Source organism: Paraburkholderia sp. IMGN_8, from assembly GCF_038050405.1.
Taxonomy (GTDB): Bacteria; Pseudomonadota; Gammaproteobacteria; order Burkholderiales; family Burkholderiaceae; genus Paraburkholderia.
In genome coordinates, this window is sequence record NZ_CP150900.1 from 1,372,506 (window position 1) to 1,395,195 (window position 22,690).

The 22,690-nt window shown below is 62.6% G+C and carries 20 protein-coding genes; 13 read left to right on the top strand and 7 right to left on the bottom strand.

Annotation, left to right across the window (positions count from 1 at the left end):
* The first annotated feature begins 85 nt into the window (after positions 1-85).
* Genes WN982_RS06565 through WN982_RS06600 form a run of 8 tightly spaced genes read left to right on the top strand, consistent with a single transcriptional unit; the run spans position 86 to position 7,036 of the window.
* Positions 86-568: an MSMEG_0572/Sll0783 family nitrogen starvation response protein gene (locus WN982_RS06565; protein ID WP_054040483.1), complete on the top strand. Its 483-nt coding sequence runs from the start codon at positions 86-88 to the stop codon at positions 566-568.
* A gap of 19 nt (positions 569-587) precedes the next feature.
* Positions 588-1,622 carry a Nit6803 family nitrilase gene (locus WN982_RS06570; protein WP_341314935.1) on the top strand — a complete coding sequence of 345 codons (1,035 nt, stop codon included), beginning with the start codon at positions 588-590 and terminating at the stop codon, positions 1,620-1,622.
* Positions 1,615-2,685, top strand: a complete 1,071-nt coding sequence (locus tag WN982_RS06575) for an MSMEG_0568 family radical SAM protein (protein ID WP_341315733.1) — start codon at positions 1,615-1,617, stop codon at positions 2,683-2,685. The genes WN982_RS06570 and WN982_RS06575 overlap by 8 nt, the downstream gene beginning before the upstream one ends.
* Positions 2,686-2,687: 2 nt before the next feature.
* Entirely contained in the window at positions 2,688-3,275 is a 588-nt protein-coding gene (locus tag WN982_RS06580; RefSeq protein ID WP_341314936.1) for an MSMEG_0567/Sll0786 family nitrogen starvation N-acetyltransferase, read from the top strand.
* Positions 3,272-4,255 carry a sll0787 family AIR synthase-like protein gene (locus WN982_RS06585; RefSeq protein ID WP_341314937.1) on the top strand — a complete coding sequence of 328 codons (984 nt, stop codon included), beginning with the start codon at positions 3,272-3,274 and terminating at the stop codon, positions 4,253-4,255. The genes WN982_RS06580 and WN982_RS06585 overlap by 4 nt, the downstream gene beginning before the upstream one ends.
* Positions 4,252-5,421 carry an MSMEG_0565 family glycosyltransferase gene (locus tag WN982_RS06590; RefSeq protein ID WP_341314938.1) on the top strand — a complete coding sequence of 390 codons (1,170 nt, stop codon included), beginning with the start codon at positions 4,252-4,254 and terminating at the stop codon, positions 5,419-5,421. Before WN982_RS06585 ends, WN982_RS06590 begins: the two co-directional genes overlap by 4 nt.
* A 13-nt stretch (positions 5,422-5,434) precedes the next feature.
* Positions 5,435-5,719, top strand: a complete 285-nt coding sequence (locus tag WN982_RS06595; RefSeq protein ID WP_341314939.1) for an MSMEG_0570 family nitrogen starvation response protein — start codon at positions 5,435-5,437, stop codon at positions 5,717-5,719.
* A 27-nt stretch (positions 5,720-5,746) separates the two neighbouring features.
* On the top strand, positions 5,747-7,036 hold the full coding sequence (locus WN982_RS06600) for an MSMEG_0569 family flavin-dependent oxidoreductase (protein ID WP_341314940.1): 1,290 nt from the start codon (positions 5,747-5,749) through the stop codon (positions 7,034-7,036).
* Between the two features lie 94 nt (positions 7,037-7,130).
* On the opposite strand, the gene WN982_RS06605 is transcribed toward WN982_RS06600, so the two are convergent.
* The 6 genes from WN982_RS06605 to WN982_RS06630 all read right to left on the bottom strand — a co-directional run bounded on the left by WN982_RS06605 (position 7,131) and on the right by WN982_RS06630 (position 14,373).
* Complete coding sequence (locus tag WN982_RS06605; RefSeq protein WP_341314941.1) at positions 7,131-9,242, bottom strand: phospholipase C, phosphocholine-specific; 2,112 nt, start codon at positions 9,240-9,242, stop codon at positions 7,131-7,133.
* A gap of 79 nt (positions 9,243-9,321) precedes the next feature.
* On the bottom strand, positions 9,322-9,648 hold the full coding sequence (locus tag WN982_RS06610) for a hypothetical protein (protein WP_341314942.1): 327 nt from the start codon (positions 9,646-9,648) through the stop codon (positions 9,322-9,324).
* Between the two features lie 108 nt (positions 9,649-9,756).
* Positions 9,757-10,587 carry an alpha/beta hydrolase gene (locus WN982_RS06615; RefSeq protein WP_341314943.1) on the bottom strand — a complete coding sequence of 277 codons (831 nt, stop codon included), beginning with the start codon at positions 10,585-10,587 and terminating at the stop codon, positions 9,757-9,759.
* An 8-nt stretch (positions 10,588-10,595) separates the two neighbouring features.
* Positions 10,596-12,188, bottom strand: coding sequence for a benzoate-CoA ligase family protein (locus WN982_RS06620; RefSeq protein ID WP_341314944.1), 1,593 nt, complete (start codon positions 12,186-12,188; stop codon positions 10,596-10,598).
* 90 nt (positions 12,189-12,278) lie between these two features.
* The gene (locus tag WN982_RS06625; protein WP_341314945.1) at positions 12,279-13,886 is read right to left on the bottom strand and encodes a 3,4-dehydroadipyl-CoA semialdehyde dehydrogenase; all 1,608 of its coding nucleotides are present in this window, start codon (positions 13,884-13,886) and stop codon (positions 12,279-12,281) included.
* Between the two features lie 19 nt (positions 13,887-13,905).
* On the bottom strand, positions 13,906-14,373 hold the full coding sequence (locus WN982_RS06630) for a DUF4863 family protein (RefSeq protein ID WP_341314946.1): 468 nt from the start codon (positions 14,371-14,373) through the stop codon (positions 13,906-13,908).
* 184 nt (positions 14,374-14,557) lie between these two features.
* On the opposite strand from WN982_RS06630, the gene WN982_RS06635 reads away from it, so the two are divergent.
* The 4 genes from WN982_RS06635 to boxA all read left to right on the top strand — a co-directional run bounded on the left by WN982_RS06635 (position 14,558) and on the right by boxA (position 20,178).
* Positions 14,558-15,538: a helix-turn-helix transcriptional regulator gene (locus tag WN982_RS06635; protein ID WP_341314947.1), complete on the top strand. Its 981-nt coding sequence runs from the start codon at positions 14,558-14,560 to the stop codon at positions 15,536-15,538.
* 118 nt (positions 15,539-15,656) lie between these two features.
* Positions 15,657-17,327 (top strand): 2,3-epoxybenzoyl-CoA dihydrolase, encoded by a 1,671-nt coding sequence (gene boxC, locus WN982_RS06640; RefSeq protein ID WP_341314948.1) that lies wholly within the window; start codon positions 15,657-15,659, stop codon positions 17,325-17,327.
* A 125-nt stretch (positions 17,328-17,452) separates the two neighbouring features.
* Positions 17,453-18,880: a benzoyl-CoA 2,3-epoxidase subunit BoxB gene (gene boxB, locus WN982_RS06645; RefSeq protein WP_341314949.1), complete on the top strand. Its 1,428-nt coding sequence runs from the start codon at positions 17,453-17,455 to the stop codon at positions 18,878-18,880.
* Between the two features lie 59 nt (positions 18,881-18,939).
* Positions 18,940-20,178, top strand: coding sequence for a benzoyl-CoA 2,3-epoxidase subunit BoxA (boxA, locus tag WN982_RS06650; protein WP_341314950.1), 1,239 nt, complete (start codon positions 18,940-18,942; stop codon positions 20,176-20,178).
* 73 nt (positions 20,179-20,251) lie between these two features.
* Here boxA and WN982_RS06655 read toward each other — a convergent pair whose 3' ends face one another.
* The gene (locus WN982_RS06655) at positions 20,252-21,016 is read right to left on the bottom strand and encodes a TetR/AcrR family transcriptional regulator (RefSeq protein ID WP_341315734.1); all 765 of its coding nucleotides are present in this window, start codon (positions 21,014-21,016) and stop codon (positions 20,252-20,254) included.
* Between the two features lie 301 nt (positions 21,017-21,317).
* On the opposite strand from WN982_RS06655, the gene WN982_RS06660 reads away from it, so the two are divergent.
* Positions 21,318-22,598 carry a Zn-dependent hydrolase gene (locus WN982_RS06660; RefSeq protein ID WP_341314951.1) on the top strand — a complete coding sequence of 427 codons (1,281 nt, stop codon included), beginning with the start codon at positions 21,318-21,320 and terminating at the stop codon, positions 22,596-22,598.
* Positions 22,599-22,690: the final 92 nt, after the last annotated feature.

Below are 22,690 nucleotides of genomic sequence, written 5' to 3' on the forward strand. Positions count from 1 at the left end.
ATGGCACGGGCGTTGCGTTAGGAGAAGCGCGCACAGCTTGAATGGCGCGCCATCTTTTACTTAGCAAACCTGATCGGAGAGTGTCATGCCAGCCGTCAACAAACCGCTGCATCAGAAAGGCGATTACCTTGTCGACTACGAAGAGAAAGTCTTCGAAGACGTGAAGGCCGAACCGGGCGAGAAGGCGCTCGTCACGTTTCACACGGTCGCCTTCGAAGGGTCGATCGGCTTTGTCAATCTGTTGCAGGCCACGCGTCTGCAACGCAAGGGCTTCGAGACTTCAGTTCTGCTGTATGGGCCGGGCGTCACGCTCGGTCTGCAACGCGGCTTTCCGACGCTCGGCGACGAAGCGTTCCCCGGCCATCTGAACTTCAACAAGCAGTTGATGAAGTTCATGGAAGAGGGCGGCAAGGTGTACGCATGCCGCTTCGCATTGCAAGCGTTGTACGGGCACGGCGAGGCGTCGCTGATCGAAGGCATCCGTCCGATCAGTCCGCTCGACGTGCTCGACATCCAGCTTCTTCATCGCAAGGACAACGCGCTGATCATCCACACGTGGACGGTTTGACGAGAGGCGGGTGACCACTATGTCCGACAAACGCATCGTGCGTGCCGCCGCGGTCCAGATCGCACCGGACTTCGAACGCAGCGGCGGCACCCTCGACAAGGTGTGCGAGGCCATCGAGCAGGCGGCGCGCGAAGGCGTGCAACTGATCGTCTTCCCCGAAACCTTCGTGCCGTACTACCCGTACTTTTCTTTTGTGCGGCCACCGGTCGCCTCCGGCGCCGATCACATGAAGCTTTATGAGGAAGCCGTGATCGTGCCGGGTCCGGTTACGCAAGCGGTGGCCGAACGGGCGCGTTTGCACCGGATGGTGGTGGTGCTCGGCGTCAACGAGCGCGATCACGGCAGCCTCTACAACACGCAACTGATTTTCGACGTGGACGGCCAACTGCTGCTCAAGCGCCGCAAGATCACGCCGACGTTTCATGAGCGGATGATCTGGGGCCAAGGCGACGCAGCCGGTTTGAAGGTGGCGCACACGGCGGTGGCGCGCGTCGGCGCGCTAGCCTGCTGGGAGCATTACAACCCGCTCGCCCGCTATGCCTTGATGACACAGCACGAAGAGATTCATTGCAGCCAGTTTCCCGGCTCGCTGGTGGGGCCGATCTTCGCGGACCAGATCGAGGTGACGATCCGGCATCACGCGCTCGAGTCGGGCTGCTTCGTGGTCAACGCAACGGGTTGGCTGAGCGAAGCGCAGATCGCCTCGGTCACGGCAGACCCGAATCTGCAGAAGGCGCTGCGCGGCGGCTGCAATACCGCGATCGTCTCGCCGGAGGGACAGCATCTGGCTGAGCCACTGCGCGAAGGTGAGGGCATGGTGATCGCCGATCTCGACATGAGCCTGATCACCAAGCGCAAACGCATGATGGATTCGGTCGGCCATTACGCGCGGCCCGAATTGCTGAGCCTTGCGATCAACCGGCGGCCTGCGGAAACCGTGGCGCCGATGCCGTCGTGGTCCGCTACATCGAACACCGATTTCAACTCAACCGTGGAATGGCGCGATGAACTCCAGCGAGACGCTGTCGGCAGCGAGCCGGCAATTGATGACTGAATTGCAGTCGGCGGGTTTGCGGCTGGTCGCACCGGATGCGGGCGCCGCGAGCCGGCGTGGCGGCGCCGGGCCGTCGGATCACAAAGCAGTGACGGTGGACGGCGTGACGATCATGGTGCCGGTGCATACGAGTACCGCCTGGCACTCGCCGTTCGTCGCGCAGACGCCCGACGCGAATGGTTCGAGCGCGTTGCTGCGTGGCACGATTCCGATTGCCAATATCAGCTTTCCAAAAGCACCGCGCTTTTACGCCATGCAGACGCTCGACGGCGTGCCGTATTCGCACATCGCCGCGTTGCATAGCGCGGACGTGCTCGCCACCACGGTGTTGCAAACCTGCATCCGCTACGAGAGCCGTCGCAAGAGCTGCAAGTTCTGCGCGATCGGTCAGTCGCTGGCGGCGGGACGCACGATCGCGCGCAAAACGCCGGAGCAACTGGCCGAAGTGGCGCGCGCGGCGGTGCTGCTCGACGGCGTCAAGCATATGGTGCTGACCACCGGCACGCCGCCCACGCCCGATCGCGGCGCGCAGATCCTCTGTGAAAGCGCGTTCGCGATCAAGGCCGCGGTCGATCTGCCGATCCAGGCGCAATGCGAGCCACCCGACGACGACCGCTGGTTCGCACGCATGAAAGCGAGCGGCATCGATACGCTGGGCATGCATCTCGAAGTGGTGACGCCCGCGCTGCGCGAACGCATCATGCCGGGCAAAGCGGGCGTGCCGCTGTCGCGCTACATGGAAGCGTTCAAGGCCGCGGTTGCCGTGTTCGGACGTGGACAGGTCAGTACTTACATCCTCGCGGGGCTGGGCGATAGCGCGGAGGCGATTCTTGCGATGTCAGGTGAGCTGATCGAACTCGGCGTTTATCCGTTCGTGGTGCCGTTCGTGCCGATCAGCGGCACGCCGCTCGAAGATCACCCGGCGCCGACACCCGAATTCATGAAAGCCGTCTTGCAACCGCTCGGCGCGATGCTCAACGCCGCCGCGATGCGCTCGAGCGATATCAAGGCGGGCTGTGGCAAATGCGGCGCGTGTTCGTCGCTGTCATCGTACGAGGAGTGATCATGTTCGGCGAAGCGATTGCGGGCGTTGCACTGGATGGCGAGATCATTGCCACGCCCTATGCGCCCAGCGAATTCCGCATCAAGTGGACCACGCTGGATTGGGAAGCCGACGAAGCGTACAAGCTGCGGCGCGCGGTGTTCTGCATCGAGCAGGGCATTTTCGTCGGCGACGATCGCGACGACAAAGATGAACATGCGCAACAACTGGTGGCAGTGAGTTGTGTGGCCGGCCTGCCGGAGCAGGTGGTCGGCACCGTGCGCATCCATCAGGAAGAGCCGGGCGTCTGGTTTGGATCGCGGCTCGCGGTGCACGCCGCGTTTCGCCGGCACGGCAAGATCGGCGCGACGCTGATTCGTCTCGCAGTGAGCAGCGCGCATGCGCTTGGCTGCGAGACTTTTCTCGCGCACGTGCAGAGCCAGAATGTGCCGCTTTTTCGCGCGATGCATTGGGACGTGCTTGCCGAAGAAATGTTGCTCGGGCGGCCGCATCATCTGATGCAGGCGCAATTGGACCGGTATCCGCCTTGTACCGCGCCATGCAGTGGTTTTGTTACGCATGCGCACGCTTCGGCGCGGAGTGCGGCATGAGCGTGGCCGATCTTGTCGCCAGCTTGCGCGCGAGCCGAGGGTTTGGGCACAAGACCGATATCGTCGATGTCGTCAGCTCGCTGGCGCGGCGTTTGCCCGGCGGCACGCGCGATCTTGCGCAGGCGGTCGCGCTCGGCGACGATTGCGCGGCGCTTGCCGATGGTGAAGGCTATTTGCTGTTCGCGATCGAAGGCATGGTCAGCGATTTCGTGAGCGCGATGCCGTGGTTCGCCGGCTACAGCAGTGTGATGGTCAACGTCAGCGATATCTATGCGATGGGCGGCCGGCCGTTGGCGGTGGTCGACGCACTATGGAGTCGAGGAATCGAGCCGGCGCATGAGGTTCTCGCCGGCATGGCAGCGGCTTCGGTTGCATATGGCGTGCCGATCGTCGGCGGCCATACGAATACGCGCAGCGATGCGGCGCAGCTGGCGGTGTCGATTGTGGGGCGCGCGAAAGCGTTGCTGTCGAGTTTCAACGCGAAACCGGGCGACCGCCTGATGATGGCGGTCGATTTGCGCGGCCGCTTCGAAGAACCCTATCCGTTCTGGAATGCGTCGGTGGATGCGCCGGGTGAGCGTTTAAGGGCCGATCTCGAATGTTTGCCGCAATTGGCGGAAAGCGGGCTATGCGACGCCGCGAAGGATATCAGCATGGCCGGCACGCTCGGCACCGCGTTGATGTTGTTCGAGTGCTCGCAAGTCGGCGCACGGATCGATCTCGATCGCATTCCGAAACCCGTCGACGTGCCGTTGCAGCGCTGGGTCACCGCGTTTCCCAGCTTCGGGTATTTGCTGTCAGTGCGCGCAGAACATGTCGAAGCGGTGCAGTCGCTATTCGACTCGCGGTCGCTGGCTTGTGCGGTGATCGGCTCGGTCGATGCGACGCGGCGGGCGGTCGTGCACCAGCGTGATGACGCAGCGGTGTTGTGGGACTTCAATCGCGAGCCGTTCATCGCCGCGAATGGCGGTGCGCGATGAACACCTTGCGTATCGCGTTGCTGACGCATTCAGTCAACCCGCGCGGCGGGGTGGTGCATACGCTTGAACTGGCGACGGCGCTTACCGCGCTCGGACATGACGTGACGGTATTCGCGCCGGCAGCACCGGGTGAAACGCTATTTCGTTTGCCGCCATGCCGCGTGGTTTATGCGCCGATCACGCTTTCACAGGCCGATACGGTAGCCATGGTGGAAGCGCGGATTCATGCATTCAAGCATGCATTGATCGAGCACGACGCGGCGTCGTTCGATGTGCTGCATGCGCAGGACAGCATCAGCGGCAATGCGCTCGCCGAACTCAAGGCGCGAGGACTCATTCACAGCTTCATGCGCACCGTGCACCACCTCGATCATTTCGACGATCCACGTTTGGCTGCGTGGCAGCGGCGCGCGTATTGGGACGCGGACCAGGTGCTTTGCGTGAGCGAGATGTGGACGCGCGAAATGCACTTGACCCACGGCATCGATGCGATGACGGTGCCGAATGGCGTCGACGTCGCACGCTTCACACCTCGCACGGATTCGCATGATGTGCAACTGAAGCAGCGCTTCGGCATCGACGGCGGACCGATCGTGCTTTCGGTCGGCGGTATCGAAGCGCGCAAGAACACGCTGGCTTTGCTCGAAGCGTTTGCTTCCGTGCGGCGTACGTTGCCGCGTGCGCAGCTCGTGATCGCCGGCGGCGCAAGCCTGCTTGATCACGACGCCTACACCCGCCGTTTGCTTCAGCGAGCGATGGAATTGGGGCTGTCTGTCGGTCCGAATGAAAGTGTGGTGGTCACCGGGCCGCTCGAAGACGCTGCAATGCCCGCGCTATTTCGCAGCGCTGACGTGTTGTCGATGGTGTCGTTGCGGGAGGGCTTCGGTCTCGTCGTGCTGGAAGCGCTCGCGAGCGGCACAGCGGTTGTGGCGTCGGCGATCGCACCGTTTACCGAATACCTCGACGACACCACCTGCTGCTGGGCCACACCTACTGAGATCGAGTCGATCGCGTCGGCGTTGCTGCGCGCGCTGGCTGGAGGTGACGTCGATTTCGAGCACGCCGTGCCGGCTTTGCTCGCGCGCTTCAGCTGGCCGGCGAGCGCGCGGCTTCACGTCGATGCATACCGCCGCTTCCTCGCGAAGCGCGCGCCGGTTTTTCATTGATTGGGGATTTGCGATGCCTGTTATGCACTTTCGGATTCAATGGCCCGATGGCGACGAAGCGAACTGTTATTCGCCGTCGCTCGTCATCGGCGATTTCTTCACACCTGGCGAGGCCTACGCGCTGGGCGATTTCGTCGAACGTTCGAGGCAGGCGTTAGGCATCGCGTCGGAGCGCGTGCGCGAAAAATACGGCTTTGCCTGCTCGGCGGCGATGGATCAGCTGGCGCAGATCGAGCGTAACGCCGAGCGGTTTCGCGACCAGCCTGAAGCAACCGTCAAGGTTATCGAATTCAGCTAAACGCTTACCTTTTGCAGAGGATGCATCATGTCTAATCCAACACCTCACGCGAGGACTGATGGGCACTATGACGTGCTCATCGTCGGCGGCGGGCAGGCGGGCTTGTCGGTCAGCTACTACCTCAAGCACGCCGGCATCGACCATCTGGTCCTGGAGAAGAACACCGTGACGCACACGTGGCGCCAGCAACGCTGGGATGCGTTTTGTCTCGTGACGCCGAATTGGCAATGCGCGTTGCCGGACTACCCGTACAGTGGCGACGATCCACACGGCTTTATGAAAAAGGACGAAATCGTCGAGTACCTCGACGGCTTTATCGCGCACGTCGGTGCGCCGGTTATCGAACATGCGGAAGTCAAACGCGTGAAGCAGCGCGACGATGGCATCTATGCGATCGCGACCACGCAAGGCGATTTCACTGCCGATCAGGTGGTGGTCGCCTCGGGCGGTTATCACACACCGATCGTGCCGCGCCTCGCCGAGCGCCTGCCCGCGCGGATCCTGCAGTTGCAATCGTCCGCGTACCGTAATCCCCAGGCGTTGCCCGAAGGCGCGGTGCTCGTAGTCGGCACCGGGCAATCCGGCGCGCAGATCGCAGAGGACCTGCATCTCGCCGGACGCAAGGTGATCCTCGCGGTGGGCGAGGCGCCGCGTTGCGCGCGCTTCTATCGGGGCCGCGATGTGGTGGACTGGCTCGCCGATATGCGGTATTACGACATGCCGGTCGAAAAGCATCCGTTGCGTGAAGGCGTGCGCGACAACACCAATCACTACGTGACCGGCCGCGACGGTGGGCGCGATATCGATCTGCGCAAGTTCGCCGCCGAAGGTATGGAACTGTATGGCAGGCTCGACGATCTGCGCGACGGTCAATTGCGCTTTGCGCCGACGCTCGCCGCCAGTCTCGACGCCGCGGACGATACGTATAACCGCATCAACGCAAGCATCGACGGCTTTATCGAAAGGCATGGTATCGCCGCGCCGGCCGGCGGTGTCTATGAACCGCTCTGGCAGCCGGCTGAGGAACGTACGACGCTCGATGTCGACGCGAGCGGCATTTCGTCGATCATCTGGTGCATCGGTTTTACGCCGGACTTCAGCTGGCTCGACGCGCCGGTATTCAACGGCCGCGGCTATCCGGCGCATACGCGCGGCATTACGCCGATCGACGGTTTGTATTTCGTCGGCTTGCCGTGGTTGCATACGTGGGGGTCCGGGCGCTTCTCCGGCGTCGCACGCGATGCCGAGTTCATCGTGCAGGCGATTCGCGGGAAGGAGACACAACGCGCGTCGGTGACCGCAGCGGTGGCGGCTTGAGGCGGATGCCCGCCAGCGCCTGGTGAGTGAATAAAAAAACGGCCGTTGCTGTTAATCGCAACGGCCGTTCCTTTTACAGACGCGTCTTGCTGAATTAACTGCCCAGTGCCGGATCGCTCATGCTGCTATTGCCGGTTTCCACGTGTCCGGCGAGGCGCCGCGCGAACGTCGGATCCGTATCGACCGTGATCGCCAGGTCATACCAGCCATGCGCATTGCGCAGATCGAGGTACAACTGCTCGGTATCGCCGCCGCGCACCGAGTGCCTGATCACGTTGTTCGGGTCATACGCATTGACGATGTTGAACTCGCAACGCTCACTGCCCACATTCTCCAGACGCAGTTGCAGATTCCCGTTCGCGACGTCATAGCCTTCGGTGACTTCGGGCCGCGCGATACTGGACCCGTTCCACCAGCTTCTGGCAATCGGCGTGCCCGAGAAGCGCCGCAGAAAACCGTTCGGGCCGTGCACCGTGAAATCGTATGAGCCGTCGGGATTCAGCGGCAACTGGTCCTGAAGGCGCTTGCCCGCTTCGACCGTGTAGGTGCGCGGCACGTCGGGGCTATACGCCGTATAGACGAGAAACACCGCGCCGGCGCGGCCCGTGTTGACGAAACGCATCGCCAGCTTACCGGCCGCGCCCTCGCCGTGTACCCGCACGAACAGTTCGTACGGCAGCGCGCGCGCCGGGCGCACGCCGGGCTCCTGCCTGGGCACCGCCTGGACGGCCGGCGGCAGCGGAACATAGTCCGGATGCCGATTCTGATCGGGCGGCACGTAACCGCTGGTGCTCGGCAGCGTCGGGAATGCATCGTTCGGGTTACTGAAGTTGAACGCGGACATCAGGTCGCCGCACACCGCGCGACGCCACGGCGTGATGTTCGATTCGCCGAGATTGTGCTGCTGGCCGAAGCGCTTTTCGATGAAGCGGATCACCGACGTATGGTCGAACACTTCGGAGCACACGTAGCCGCCTTTCGACCACGGCGAGACGACCAGCATCGGCACGCGCGGTCCGAGACCGTACGGGCCGGCGGCCATTTTCGCATTGCCGGGATAGTGTTCATTGCTGGTATCGACCGTCGACAAACCGTTCGCACTCGATGCCGGCGCGAACGGCGGCGCCATGTGGTCGAAGAAGCCGTCGTTCTCGTCGTAATTGATCAGCAGCACCGTCTTGCTCCACACCTCCGGATTGGACGTGAGAACCTGCAAGACCTGATCGATGTACCACGCGCCGTAGTTGGCGGGCCAGTTCGGATGTTCGGAATACGCTTCCGGCGCGACGATCCACGAGACTTGCGGCAGTGCGTTGTTCTGCACGTCGCGCTTGAGGATGTCGAAATAGCCGTCCCCCTTCGCCGCGTTGGTGCCGGTGCGCGCGTTGTCGTACAGTGGATTGCCCGGCTGCGCGTTGCGGTACTGGTTGAAGTAGAGCAGCGAGTTGTCGCCGTAATTGCCGATGTACGCGTTTTGTGTCCAGCCCCACGAGCCGTTCGCGTCGAGCCCGGTGCCCATGTCCTGATAGATCTTCCACGAAATGCCTGCGTTTTGCAGCACTTCAGGATAGGTCGACCAGCCGTAGCCGAGTTCGGAGTTGTCGATCACCGGACCGCCACCGCTGCCGTCGTTGCCGACCCAGCCGCTCCACATGTAATAGCGGTTCGGATCGGTCGGGCCCATCAGCGAGCAGTGGTAGGCGTCGCAAATCGTGAAGGCGTCAGCGAGCTGGTAGTGAAACGGGATGTCGTCGCGCGTGAGGTAGGCCATCGTCGTGGCGCTCTTGGCGGGCACCCATTGATCGTAGCGGCCACCGTTCCACGCAGCGTGCGTGCTGTTCCAGTCATGCGCGAGGTCTTGCAGGAATTGCAGGCCGAGGTTCGGCGCGCTCGGGCGGAACGGCAGCACGTAGCCGAGATCCGCGGCGAGCGGCTGATACCACACGGGTTTGCCGTTGGGCAGCGTGATCGCGCGCGTATCGCCGAAGCCACGCACGCCTTTGAGCGTGCCGAAATAATGGTCGAACGAGCGGTTTTCCTGCATCAGCACGACGATGTGCTCGACGTCGCGAATGCTGCCGGTTTGATTGTTGGCGGGGATCGCAAGGGCATTGCGAATGCCCAGCGGCAGCATGCTCAACGCGGTCGCGGAACCGGCGGCGTGCGCAGCGGAGCGCAGAAAATCACGGCGATTTTTTGAGGTCATGGTTTTGGCTTTCGATCTTCAGTAGAGGAACGATACGCGTAGCGCGAGTGTGAGCCGCGCGCCGCGAGGGTCACGGAACTCAATCTACGGTGTGAATGACAGGTGTGGCGAGTGGTGCGGATGCGGCGGCCGACAGAGCAGTGTCGGCGCCTGTTGCGAGTTGCGCTGGGGTTTGAATCGTGAGAGCGGGTGACACGGGCGAGGCAGAAGACGGATTCGCCGACAAGACCTGCGCGGTACTGCTGTCGTGATCGGCGGTGCCGTTCGAACTAACGGTGTTCGTGCCGGGCGCCTTGTCGTCGTCGTTGCTGCATGCACCGATCAGCGTGCAGAAGAACACGGCAATCAGCGCGCCTGCCAAACGTTTGCGACGCGATGCGGCAACTGGCTTCGACACGACGGACATGGAATGTCTCCGGCACGGGGGACGGTGCGCCAGAGCATCCATGTGCCCAGGTCAGCGATCAGAAGAATAAACGCTTACCTGTGTAAGTTTTGTGAAGGTTCGGTGAGTTCAGCGCTGCCGCAAAACAAACGCCGCAATCGCCTCATTCAACGCCTCCGGCGCGTCGCGATGCGGGGAGTGTCCGCAAGCATCGAGTTTGACCAATTCGGCATGTGGCACGCGCTCCGCGATTCTTTCGATTTGCGCCATCGTGCCGTAGTTGTCGTCGTGGCCTTGCACCGCGAGCAAGGGCTTGCGGATACCCGTGAGTTCCCCGGCGATATTCCACTCCCTGAACGCCGGATTCAACCAGATATCGTTCCAGCCGTAGAACGCGGAATCGACGTCGGCGTGATAACGGCTGAGCTTGCTGCGCAGATCAGTGGTCTCGTACAGTTGCCTGGTTTGCGCGATGCTCTCCACTGAAATATCTTCGACGAATACGTGCGGTGCGATTGCCACTGCGCCCGCCAATGCATCCGGAAACAGCGCCGCATACAGCAGTGTGATCGAGCCGCCGTCGCTATGGCCGATCACCCACATGCGCCTGCGTTCCTGCATGTCGATATCGAGTGCATCGAGCAACGCAGGCAAGGTCTCGCGCGCTTGCGCCGTCATGAAATCGACCGGCCACTTCACATGATGCGGACGTGGCGTCGAGCGTCCATAGCCCGGACGCGAATACACCAGTCCACGCATGCCGAGCCGCTCGCACAACCGCTGAGGCCAGTCGCGCCACATTGCAATCGAACCGAGTCCTTCATGCAGGAACACGGCGATCGGGGCGCCGCTAGCCGCCTCGTTCACCCAGCGATATTCGATACTCAACGGCCCATGCGTCGCCGTAGCGGGCAGTTCAGCGAAGTCGCCAGCCGTGGTTGCGGTTGCGGGGTTCTGCATGGATCACCTTATGACTGTTCGCGCAGTTTGAAGCGTTGAATCTTGCCGGTAGCGGTCTTGGGCAGGTCGTCGACGAACACGATGTCGCGCGGATATTTATGCGGTGCGAGCCGTTCCTTGACGAAGGCCTTCAACTCATCCGCGAGTATCTCAGACGGCGCGAATTCACGCTGCAACACGACGAACGCGCGCGTCTTGACGAGTCCGCCATGATCCACGCCGACCACGGCCGCTTCCAGCACAGCATGGTGCTGCACCAGCACCATCTCCACTTCGACCGGCGACACATACTGACCGCTGACCTTCAGCATGTCGTCGCTGCGGCCCGCATACACATAGCAGCCGTTCGCGAGGCGGTAATACTTGTCGCCGCTGCGAATCCATTCGCCGAGGAAGGTGGCGCGCGACTTCTCGCGATTGCTCCAGTACATCAGCGCCGCGCTCGGCCCCTTGATATACAGGTCGCCGACTTCGCCGTCGGGCACCGGGTGGCCGGCTTCGTCGCGTAGTTCGACTTCGTAGCCGGGCACGGGGCGCCCGGTGGTGCCGTATTCGACAGCGCCTGGGCGATTGGACAGAAAGATATGCAGCATTTCGGTGGAGCCGATACCGTCGAGAATGTCGCAGCCGAAGTGCGCGGTAAAGCGCTCGCCGATTTCGCGCGGCAATGCCTCGCCCGCCGACGTGCACACGCGCATCGCGACATCGGTGCGCGCGGGCAGATTGGGCGACACGAGCATGCTGGCGTAGAGCGTCGGCACGCCATAGAACACGGTCGGGCGATGTCGCACGAGGCGCGTGAAAATCGCGTCGGGGGTGGGGCGCTCCGCCATCAGCACGGCGGTCGCGCCGACCGAAAGCGGGAACGTCAGGCCGTTGCCGAGACCGTAGGCAAAGAACAGTTTGGCCGCGGAAAACACCACATCGCTTTCCACGATGCCGAGAATCGGCTTCGCATACAACTCAGCGGTCCAGTACAGATTCGCATGCGTGTGGACCGTGCCTTTCGGCTTGCCGGTCGAGCCCGACGAGTAGAGCCAGAAGGCGATGTCGTCGCAACCGCTCGCGGCCGTTTTGGCGGCGGGCGTGGCGGCGTCGAGCAGATCTTTCAGTAACGGTGCCGGTATAGGCTCGCCTGCGGGCGGCTGTGAGACGATCAGCTGACAGCCGTCGTGTTCGGCGGTATCCAGCGCTTCCTTGACAGTCGGCAACAGCGCGCCTGATGCGATTACCGCACGCGCATGACTATGCGTGAGCATGTAGACGTAATCGGCGGCGGTGAGCAGCGTGTTCGCCACCACCGGCACGACGCCCGCATACAGCGCGCCGAGAAAGGCGATCGGCAGCTCGACGGTATCGAGCATCACCAGCAGGACGCGTTCTTCCGGATGCACGCCGAGCGTGCGCAACGCACTCGCGAAGCGCCGGGCGCGTTCTTCGAGTTCGCCGTAGGTCGTGGTGCCGGTGTCGTCGATATAAGCGACCTTGGCCGCGCGCGCTTCATTCAGGTGAAACAGCCGGGCTGCGAAATTGAATTGCGCGGGCGGTGGCTCGACCGTCGGGGCGGGCCGACCCGCAGCGGGTTCCAGCAGGGCTTCCATATGTCTCCTCCATCGGGTGAGGGCGGTCCGGCTGTTATGTGCTCGTGATCCGCTCGATGCTTGCTTGCCGCTTGTGTGTATCTCGTGCCACTAGGCTGTCGGCAAATTCGTTGTTTGCGTCAGTGCGTCGATTGCCGCGCTCGATGCCTGAACCGCCGAGCGCCTGTGATAGAAACCCAGCGCGCGCAAGCCGCCGAGTTCTTCGCCGCCGCCCGCGCGCCCCGGGCCGCCGTGCAGCGACATCGGCATCACGTTGCCGTGACCGGTCTGACTCTGCTGGACGACTGGCGAGATCGCATGCACGCGGCCGTGCGAATCGGCGAGCTCCAGTGCGAGGCGGCCGAGATGGGCGTCGTCGTTCGAATAGATCGAGGCGACGAGCGAACCCTGGCCGCGTCGCGCGAGCGCGATGGCGTGGGCCTCGGGCAGGGCGTTGCCGGCGTTGGCGTTGTCATTGAGGACACGATAGGGCGCCACGGTCGCCACCGGCCCGAACACTTCGACGTCGTGCAGCAGCGTCGCGTTATCAGGATCGTTGACGACGAACAGATGCGGCGCGACGCAAGCCGCAATCGTTGCGTCCGCATCGATGAGCGGCGTGGCCGAACCGTCATAGGCGAGCACGGCTTCTTCGCGCAGTGCTGCGATGCCGGCCAGCACGTTATCGTATTGCTCGCGGCTCACCAGCGAGCCCATCCGCACCGCTTCGTTACGCGGATTGCCGACGGTGATCTTCGCGAGTTTCGCTTTGAGCGTTCCGAGCACCGCTTCGAGCGATGTCTCCGGTACGAACGCGCGCCGGATCGCCGTGCATTTCTGACCGGACTTCACGGTCATTTCGCGTACCACTTCCTTGATGAACAACTCGAACGCCGGTGTGTCAGGCGTTGCATCGGCGCAAAGAATCGCGCTATTCAAACTGTCGGCTTCGACATTCAAACGTGCGCCGCGCTGCACGAAAGCCGGATGCGCACGCAGGGTCGCGGCGGTTTCGGCGGAGCCGGTGAAGGACACCACATCGAATGCCCGCACCTGATCGAGCAGACCCGCCGAGCTGCCGCAGATCACCGACAACGCGCCGGCCGGCAGAATGCCCGCGTCGACCACGTCGGCGACCATGCGCTGCGTGAGCCACGCCGTCGCCGTGGCGGGCTTGATGATCACAGGCACACCGGACAGCAAGGCAGGCGCCGCTTTTTCCCACAAGCCCCACGACGGAAAATTGAAGGCGTTGATAAAGAGCGCCACGCCGCGCGTTGGCGTGAGCACGTGCTGCACGCTGAACGACTGGTCCTTGCTCAACGATGCGGCGTCACCGTCTCGCAGCGCATGCACGTCGCCGAGCGATGCACCGAGTTTCGCGTAATACGACAGCGTAAAAATCCCACCGTCGATATCGATTGCCGAATCGTTGCGCGTGGTGCCCGAGTTGGCGGTGGCGATCGCGTAGTAGTCGTCGCGCTTCGTTTGCAGCAGCTTGACGAGTTCGGCGAGGCGGGCAGCGCGTGCGGAGTAGGTCAGCGCACGCAACGCGGCGCCGCCATTTTCACGGGCGAAACCGAATGCTTGCGCGAGATCCAGGCCCTGGCTTGAAACACGCACGAGCGATTCGCCAGTGACCGGATCGGTCAGCGTGACGCCTTCGCCGCTGCCTGCGACCCATTGGCCTGCAACGTAGTTCTTCAATAGTTCGGTCATGGCGCGGATCTCGCGGTAGTCAGGCAGGAGTGAATTCGATGGCGCCTTGCGGCAGCAGATACAGCACCAGCGCCTCACCGTTCGCAACGGTCGGACGATGCGCGCTACCGGGGCCGTACACGCACCAGCCCGCCGGATGGCCGTCGAAGGTGGCGCCTTCGGTGAGCGGCATGATCAGATCGATCTCGCCGTTTGGATGAATGTGATGTGGACCGGCAATATCCTTCATGTCGACCACGTCGACGGAAAAGCCGTGGGTCTCGGGCAGCGCCTTGAAGATGCGGCCGTAGCGGATGCCGCCGCCTTCGCGATTGCACAGCCAGCCTTCAGCGACGCCGATGCGGCAGGCATCCGCGAGTTCGCGAAAAGTCGCGCCGCCGGCCGGATACGTGTCGTTCAGCCACGCGGCCAGCGTGCCGTCGAGCGGCCGGCCGGCGAGTTGCTCTGTGACGCCTGCAATCAGGCGTTGGAAGTCATGTGGGGACATGCGAGCCTCCAGATCAGCGCGCTCACGCACCTTGGTTCATGCGTGTTCGAGCGCCGTCTCCGTTGCGCCGCCGAACAATCTCGACGGCGTTTGTTATTGGATCAATATTTGGCGAAAATTAACCGTTCACCAAGTGCGTGTCAAGCACTATAGTACATATATCGCAGTCGATAGGTAGTTAAACATGAACCAAAATTACTCTCCCGCACCGCTGGACGAGCCGGCCAATAACGACGCAAGCCGCGCGGGCCGGGCCGACAGCGGGGCCGAGCGCGAGGAACGCGATCCTTTTCTGACTGCGATGGGCGAACGGGTGCGCCTGCTGCGCGCGCGCCGCGGCATGACCCGCAAGACGCTGGCGACCGAAACCGGCCTGTCCGAGCGGCATCTGGCGAATCTGGAATCGGGCGTGGGCAATGCGTCGGTGCTGGTGCTGCGGCAGATCGCGACGACGCTGAACTGCCCGCTGGCCGAGGTGATCGGCGATGAAACCACCGCTTCCGCCGAATGGCTGCTGATTCGCGAACTGCTGCAAGGGCGCGACCAGGCGGCGTTGCAGCGCGCCCGCGTGGCGCTTGCCGAGATGTTCGCGCAAGCGCCGCGCGACCCGCATCGCAAGGACCGGATCGCGTTGATCGGCCTGCGTGGCGCGGGTAAATCCACCTTCGGCCGGATGCTGGCGCAGGAGCGCAAGGTGCCGTTTGTCGAGCTGACGCGCGTGATCGAGCAACTCGCGGGCTGTCCGCCGTCGGAGATTCATTCGCTTTATGGAGCGAGCGCTTACCGGCGCTACGAGCACCGCGCGCTCGAGGCGGTGATTCAGGAGCATGAGCGCGCCGTGATTGCGTCGCCGGGTGGGCTGGTGTCGGAGTCGGGCACCTTCAACGCGCTGCTGTCGCACTGCTTCACGGTGTGGCTGCAGGCCACGCCGGAAGAGCATATGCGCCGGGTGGTCGCGCAAGGCGATCTGCGGCCGATGTCGGGCAACAAGGAGGCGATGGACGACCTGAAGCGCATCCTGGCGGGGCGTAGCGAACTATATGGCCGCGCCGACATGACCTTCGACACCAGCGAGAAAACGCTTGCCGACGCCTATCTGCAACTGCGCGACCGGCTTGCCGCAAGGCTCGCGGCCGAAACGCCGGACGACGCGCGGGTGCGTTGAGATGCAGTCGCGCGCTAGGGGTTTACTAGCAAACATGCACTAAAGTGCTTTACATGGGTATGACGATGCACTATTGTTCAAAAAACAAGTTTTGCTTCGTCCAGTCAGGAGACGCCCCATGTCCACAGCAGAAACCGCCGTCGCGCCGGTCGATTACCGCACCGATCCCTCGCAGTACAAGCATTGGCAATTGACCTTCAACGGTCCCGTCGCGACGCTCGGCATCGATATCGCCGAGGACGGCGGGATTCGTGACGGCTACAAGCTGAAGCTGAATTCGTACGACCTCGGCGTCGATATCGAACTGCATGACGCGATACAACGCATCCGTTTCGAGCATCCGGAAGTCAAGACAGTAGTGCTGACGAGCCTGAAGGACCGCGTGTTCTGCTCGGGCGCCAACATTTTCATGCTGGGTTTGTCGACGCATGCGTGGAAGGTCAATTTCTGCAAGTTCACCAATGAAACGCGTAACGGTCTGGAAGACTCGTCGCGGCATTCTGGTCTGAAGTTTCTCGCTGCCGTGAACGGCGCGTGCGCCGGCGGCGGTTATGAACTCGCGCTGGCTTGCGACGAAATCTATCTGGTCGATGACCGCTCGTCGTCGGTGTCGTTGCCGGAAGTGCCTTTGCTTGGTGTGCTGCCGGGTACGGGCGGCCTGACGCGCGTTACGGATAAGCGCAAGGTGCGCCACGACCGTGCCGATATCTTCTGCACGGTGGTCGAAGGGATTCGCGGTGAACGCGCGAAGGAATGGCGTCTGGTGGATGAAGTCGTGAAGCCGAACCAGTTCGATCAGGCGATCCAGGCACGCGCGCTCGAACTCGCCGCGCAAAGCGATCGTCCGTCGGACGCGCAAGGCGTGACGCTCTCGCGTATCGAACGCACCAATCGCGAAGACGGCCTCACCTACAAAACGCTCGACGTCACGATCGATCGTGCTAAACGCATCGCGACGTTCACTGCCAAAGCGCCTCAAGCAGAACAACCCAGCGACGCCGACGCAATCGTCGCCGCAGGCGCGAACTGGTGGCCGCTGCAGTTTGCCCGCGAACTCGACGACGCGATCCTGTCGATGCGCACCAACGAGCTCGAGGTCGGCACGTGGGTCTTCAAGACCGAAGGCGATGCGCGCAACGTGCTCGCGGCGGACGCGACGCTGATGCAACACAAGGACCACTGGTTCGTGCGCGAGACGATCGGGCTGCTGCGCCGCACGCTGGCGCGCATCGACGTGTCGTCGCGCTCGCTGTTCGCGTTGATCGAGCCCGGCTCGTGCTTTGCCGGCACGTTCGCGGAACTCGCGTTCGCCGCTGACCGCACGTATATGGCCGCGCTGCCGGCCAATGAAGACGAAGAGCCGGCAATCACGCTGTCGGAAGTCAACTTCGGTCTCTATCCGATGGTTACGCATCAATCGCGTCTTGCACGCCGCTTCTATGAAGAAGCCGGGCCGCTCGACGCCGTGCGCTCGAAGATCGGTCAGGCGATCAAACCGGTCGAAGCAGAACGTCTGGGTCTCGTGACCGCGTCGCCCGACGACATCGACTGGGCCGACGAAATCCGCATCGCGCTTGAAGAACGCGCGGCGATGTCGCCGGATGCGTTGACCGGTCTCGAAGCGAATCTGCGCTTCAACGGTCCGGAAACGATGGAAACACGCATCTTCGGGCGGCTTACCGCATGGCAGAACTGGATCTTCAACCGGCCGAACGCAGTGGGCGAGAAGGGCGCGCTCAAGGTGTACGGCAAGGGCAGCAAGGCGCAATTCGACGTCTCGCGCGTTTGACGCGCGTTGGGACGTGCTCAACGCGGCATAAAGAAACGCCACCTGCTCCGATACGCGCCTCTCACACTTAAGCACTGCTGTTTCCCGTCCGGGTATCGACCCAGGACTCGACCAAGGAACCGACCATGTCAACGATCAACTACAGCGAAAAGATTCCGAACAACGTCAATCTCGCCGATGACCGCGCGCTGCAACGCGCGCTCGAACAATGGCAGCCGAATTTTCTGTCGTGGTGGGGCGACATGGGCCCGGAGGGCTCCCACGGCTATGACGTGTATCTGCGCACCGCGGTGAGCGTCGATGCGGGCGGCTGGGCGCATTTCGATCATGTGAAGATGCCGGACTATCGCTGGGGCATTTTCCTCACGCCCGGCGAGCAGGACCGCAAGATTCACTTCGGCGAGCACAAGGGCGAAGCCGCGTGGCAGGACGTGCCCGGCGAGCATCGCGCGAATCTGCGCCGCATTATCGTCACGCAAGGCGACACGGAACCGGCCTCGGTCGAGCAGCAGCGGCACCTGGGCTTAACCGCGCCTTCGATGTACGACCTGCGCAACCTGTTCCAGGTGAACGTGGAAGAAGGGCGTCACCTGTGGGCGATGGTGTATCTGTTGCATCGATACTTCGGCCGTGACGGCCGTGAGGAAGCCGAAGCATTGCTCGGCCGCCGTTCGGGCGACGAAGACAATCCGCGAATTCTCGGCGCCTTCAATGAGAAAACGCCGGACTGGCTTGCGTTTTACATGTTCACGTACTTCACCGATCGCGACGGAAAATTCCAGTTGTCGGCGCTCGCCGAGTCGGGTTTCGATCCGCTCGCGCGTACGACGAAGTTCATGCTGACCGAAGAAGCGCATCATATGTTCGTCGGCGAATCGGGTGTGTCGCGCGTGATCCAGCGCACCGCGCAGGTGATGAACGAACTGGGCACGGATGACGTCGCCAGGATTCGCGCGGCGGGCGTGATCGATCTGCCGACCATCCAGCGCTATCTGAACTTCCATTACTCGGTGACGATCGACCTGTTCGGCGCCGATCATTCGTCTAATGCAGCCACGTTCTATAGCTCGGGTCTGAAGGGCCGCTATGAAGAGAACAAGCGCGACGACGATCATCAACTGAACGGCCAGAGCTACAAGCTGCTCGACGTGCAGGACGGCAAGCTGGTCGAGCGCGAAGTGCCCATGCTCAACGCCATGAACGAAGTGCTGCGCGACGATTACATCAAGGATTCGGTGGCGGGCGTCGGGCGCTGGAACAAGGTGCTCGAGAAAGCTGGTATCGACTTCCGCATGACGGTGCCGCATAAAGCGTTCAACCGGCAGATCGGCACGTTTGCGGGCACCCGTGTGTCGCCGGACGGCCGCGTGGTGAGCGAGACCGAATGGGCCGCCAACGAAGCGAAGTGGCTCGCGACACCGGAAGACCGCGCGTATGTCGCCTCGCTGATGGGCCGCGTCACGGAGCCGGGCAAGTTCGCGAACTGGATCGCACCGCCGGCGATGGGTGTGAATCGTCAGCCGATCGATTTCGAATACGTGCGCTTCAACTGAGCGTCAGCGGAAGAAGTGCGCGGCGAACGCATGCGCGGTAATACACGGTGGAGGAAGTCATGAACGGCCCAGTATCGATCGAAGTCCTCAGGCAGCATCTGATCGATCCGGAAATCTGCATTCGCTGCAATACCTGCGAAGAGACTTGCCCGGTCGATGCGATCACGCACGACGAGAACAACTATGTGGTCAAGGCGGATATCTGCAACGGCTGCATGGCGTGTGTGCCGCCGTGTCCGACCGGCGCGATCGACAACTGGCGCACCGTGTTGAAAGCCGACGCGTATTCCATCGACGAGCAGTTCACCTGGGACGTGTTGCCGGAACAGAACACGATGGCAGTACCCGCTGCCGATGAGGCGGCGGCCGGAGCATCAGGCGACACGACGGCGGAGGCGAGCGGCATCGAAGTCGATACCGTGCGCGGTTCGGTCGTGCCGCCGTGGTCCGCCGCGAAGCCGTATGTGAATCTCTACACGCATAAGGATCCGACCACGGCAACGGTGGTCGGCAACTACCGGCTCACCGACGGTTCGACCGATAGCGATATTCATCACATCGTGCTCGATTTCGGCTCGATGCCGTTTCCGGTGCTGGAAGGCCAGTCGATCGGCATTCTGCCGCCGGGCTCGACCGCCGACGGCCGCACGCATCATGCGCGGCAGTATTCGATTGCCAGCCCCCGCGACGGCGAGCGGCCCGGCTACAACAACGTCTCGCTGACCGTGAAGCGCGTGACCCAGGAGCATGGCGATGCGACCGATGGCGTGTGCTCGAACTATCTGTGCGATCTGAAGAAGGGCGACGTGGTCAAGGTGATCGGGCCGTTCGGCGGCACCTTCCTGATGCCGAATCATCCGAACTCGCATCTGTTGATGATTTGCACGGGCACCGGTTCGGCGCCGATGCGCGCGATGACCGAGTATCGCCGGCGGCGCCGTCTGAAAGGCGCGACCGGCAAACTGATGCTGTTCTTCGGCGCGCGCACGAAAGAAGAATTACCTTACTTCGGGCCGCTGACGAATCTGCCGAAGGACTTCATCGATACGAATCTGGCGTTTTCGCGCACGGTGGGGCAGCCCAGGCGGTATGTGCAGGACGCGATGCGCGAACGCGCGGTCGATGTCGCGCACATGCTCAAGGACGACAACACGCATATCTACGTGTGCGGATTAAAGGGCATGGAAGATGGCGTGTTGCAGGCGCTCAGGGAAATCGGCGAACAGCATCAGATGGATTGGGAAGCGCTGTGGGCGAAGCTGAAACGGGAGGGGCGGTTGCATCTGGAGACTTATTGAACGCCGGCGCTTTCGATCGCGTCATGTCATAGCGAAACGGCCCCGCTGCTTCCCGGAAGCAACGGGGCTGTTCTTATCTTGCCGGGTCTGCGCCGTCTTCATGCTGCGCCGGCGACACCGCCCCGCACGCCCGAATCACCAACTGCACGACTTCCTCTGTCGTCGCCTCGAACGCCTTCTGCGACAACGCGCGCTTGCCCTTGAGCGCGCGAATCTGCGCGTCGAAGTCGGCGTAATGCTGGGTGGTCGCCCAGATCATGTACATCAGCGTTTGCGCGTCCACGGGCGCCAGCAGGCCGCGCGCGATCCAGTTGTCGATCACCGTTACCCGGCTGTCGAGCCACGGCTTCACGCGCCCGGTGAGGATGTCCTGCATATGCTCCGCGCCGTGGATGATCTCGCTCGCCCACACCTTCGAGCCGAGCGGCCGGCGGCGCGACAATTCCATTTTTGCGCGCACGTACCCGCCAATCGCGACGACCGGATCGTCGTTGCATTCGAACGTATCGGCGGCGCGATACCAGTCTTCGAACAGATCTTCGAGCACGCGCCGATACAGCGCGAGCTTGGTCGGGAAGTAGTAATGCAAGTTAGCTTTCGGTAAGCCTGCACGTTCCGCGATCATTGCGGTGCTGGTGCCGTCCAGCCCGCGCTCCGCAAAAACCGCCTCGGCGCACGCCAATAAATGCGCTTCATTCGACTCGCGAATGTGCGCCTTGCGCCGCCGCAAAGGTGTGCGGGTTTCATCGTTTATTTCGTCGCTTTCTGTGATGTCGGCAGCCACGTCGTCGTCTCTCATGTTCGCCCTGAGCGGCATGTGTGCCGCGTCGCGCTTCATTCTAGTCGTTTGGACGCCGATGGACACGCGCATTCTCGACGTCCTATAAACGCATGTTGCAACGCAATGGCACGCTTCTCGCTATGTTTCCCACCGTACGAAAAGCATTGATTTGGCGGCTTTAATCGTCTACAACCTGTCCAACTGGACAGGATTGGAAGAGCGGGCGATGCCCCAGGGTTTGCCCTCTGTATAAGAGGCGATCGAAGGCATCGAGTGTGCACCGCCGCCGTGCGGCCACGCCCCAAAACCGCCGCCGATGCACCAGTTTCATGTCGGTTCACCGAAAGGAGCGAGACGAATGACCGCAGTATCCGAAGCGCTGAAGCACTCAGAACCCGCTACATCGATCAAGGTCGATGGCAAGCGGCTGTGGGACAGCCTGATGACGATGGCGAAGATCGGCGCGACGCCGAAAGGCGGTGTCTGCCGCCTGGCGCTGACCGACCTCGACAAAGAAGGGCGCGACCTGATCGTCAGTTGGGCGAAGGAAGCGGGGTGCACTGTCTCAGTCGATCAGATGGGCAACGTGTTCATGCGCCGTGCCGGGCGCAACCCCGATGCGTTGCCGGTGATGACCGGCTCGCATGCGGATTCTCAGCCTACCGGCGGCCGTTTCGACGGCATTTACGGCGTGCTGGGCGGACTCGAAGTGATCCGCAGCCTGAACGACCACGGCATCGAGACCGAGCATCCGGTCGAAGTGGTGATCTGGACCAACGAGGAAGGCTCGCGCTTCGCGCCGGCGATGGTCGCCTCAGGCGTATTCGCTGGCGTCTTCACGCTGGAATACGGCCTCTCGCGCAAGGACGTGGACGGCAAGACGATCGGCGAGGAACTCAAGCGTATCGGCTATGCAGGCGATCTTCCGTGCGGTGGCCGCCCATTGCATGCGGCGTTCGAATTGCACATCGAACAAGGGCCGATTCTCGAAGCGGAGCAGAAAACCATTGGCGTCGTGACCGATGCGCAAGGTCAGCGCTGGTACGAAATCACCCTGACGGGACAGGAAGCGCACGCGGGTCCAACGCCGATGCCGCGTCGTCGCGACGCACTGCTCGGCGCCGCGCGCGTGGTCGATCTGGTCAATCGCATCGGTCTCGACAACGCGCCGTTCGGCTGCGCGACGGTCGGCATGATGCAGGTCTATCCGAACTCGCGCAACGTGATACCGGGGCGTGTGTTTTTCACCGTCGATTTCCGTCATCCGGACGATGCGGTGCTCGCGAAGATGGATGCCGCGTTGCGCGAAGGCGTGGCGGCCATTGCGAGCGGCATCGGTCTGGACACCGAGCTTGAGCAAATCTTTTACTACGCACCGGTCGCTTTCGATGAAGCCTGCGTGAAGTCTGTGCGCGCCGCGGCAGAACGCTTCGGCTATTCGCATCGCAACATGGTGTCCGGTGCGGGACACGACGCCTGTTATCTGTCGCAAGTCGCGCCGACCTCGATGGTGTTCGTGCCTTGCATCGACGGGATCAGTCACAACGAGATCGAGGACGCCACCTTCGAATGGATCGAGGCAGGCGCCAACGTGTTGCTGCACGCGATGCTGGGGCGTGCATGCGAGCCGGTTTCATAACGCTTCGGCGGTAGCGGTCGATTCACTAGCCTCACCGTAGTGCCCATAAAACATGCCGTCCCGGCTCCGCTCCAGCGCAGCCGGCAGGTACG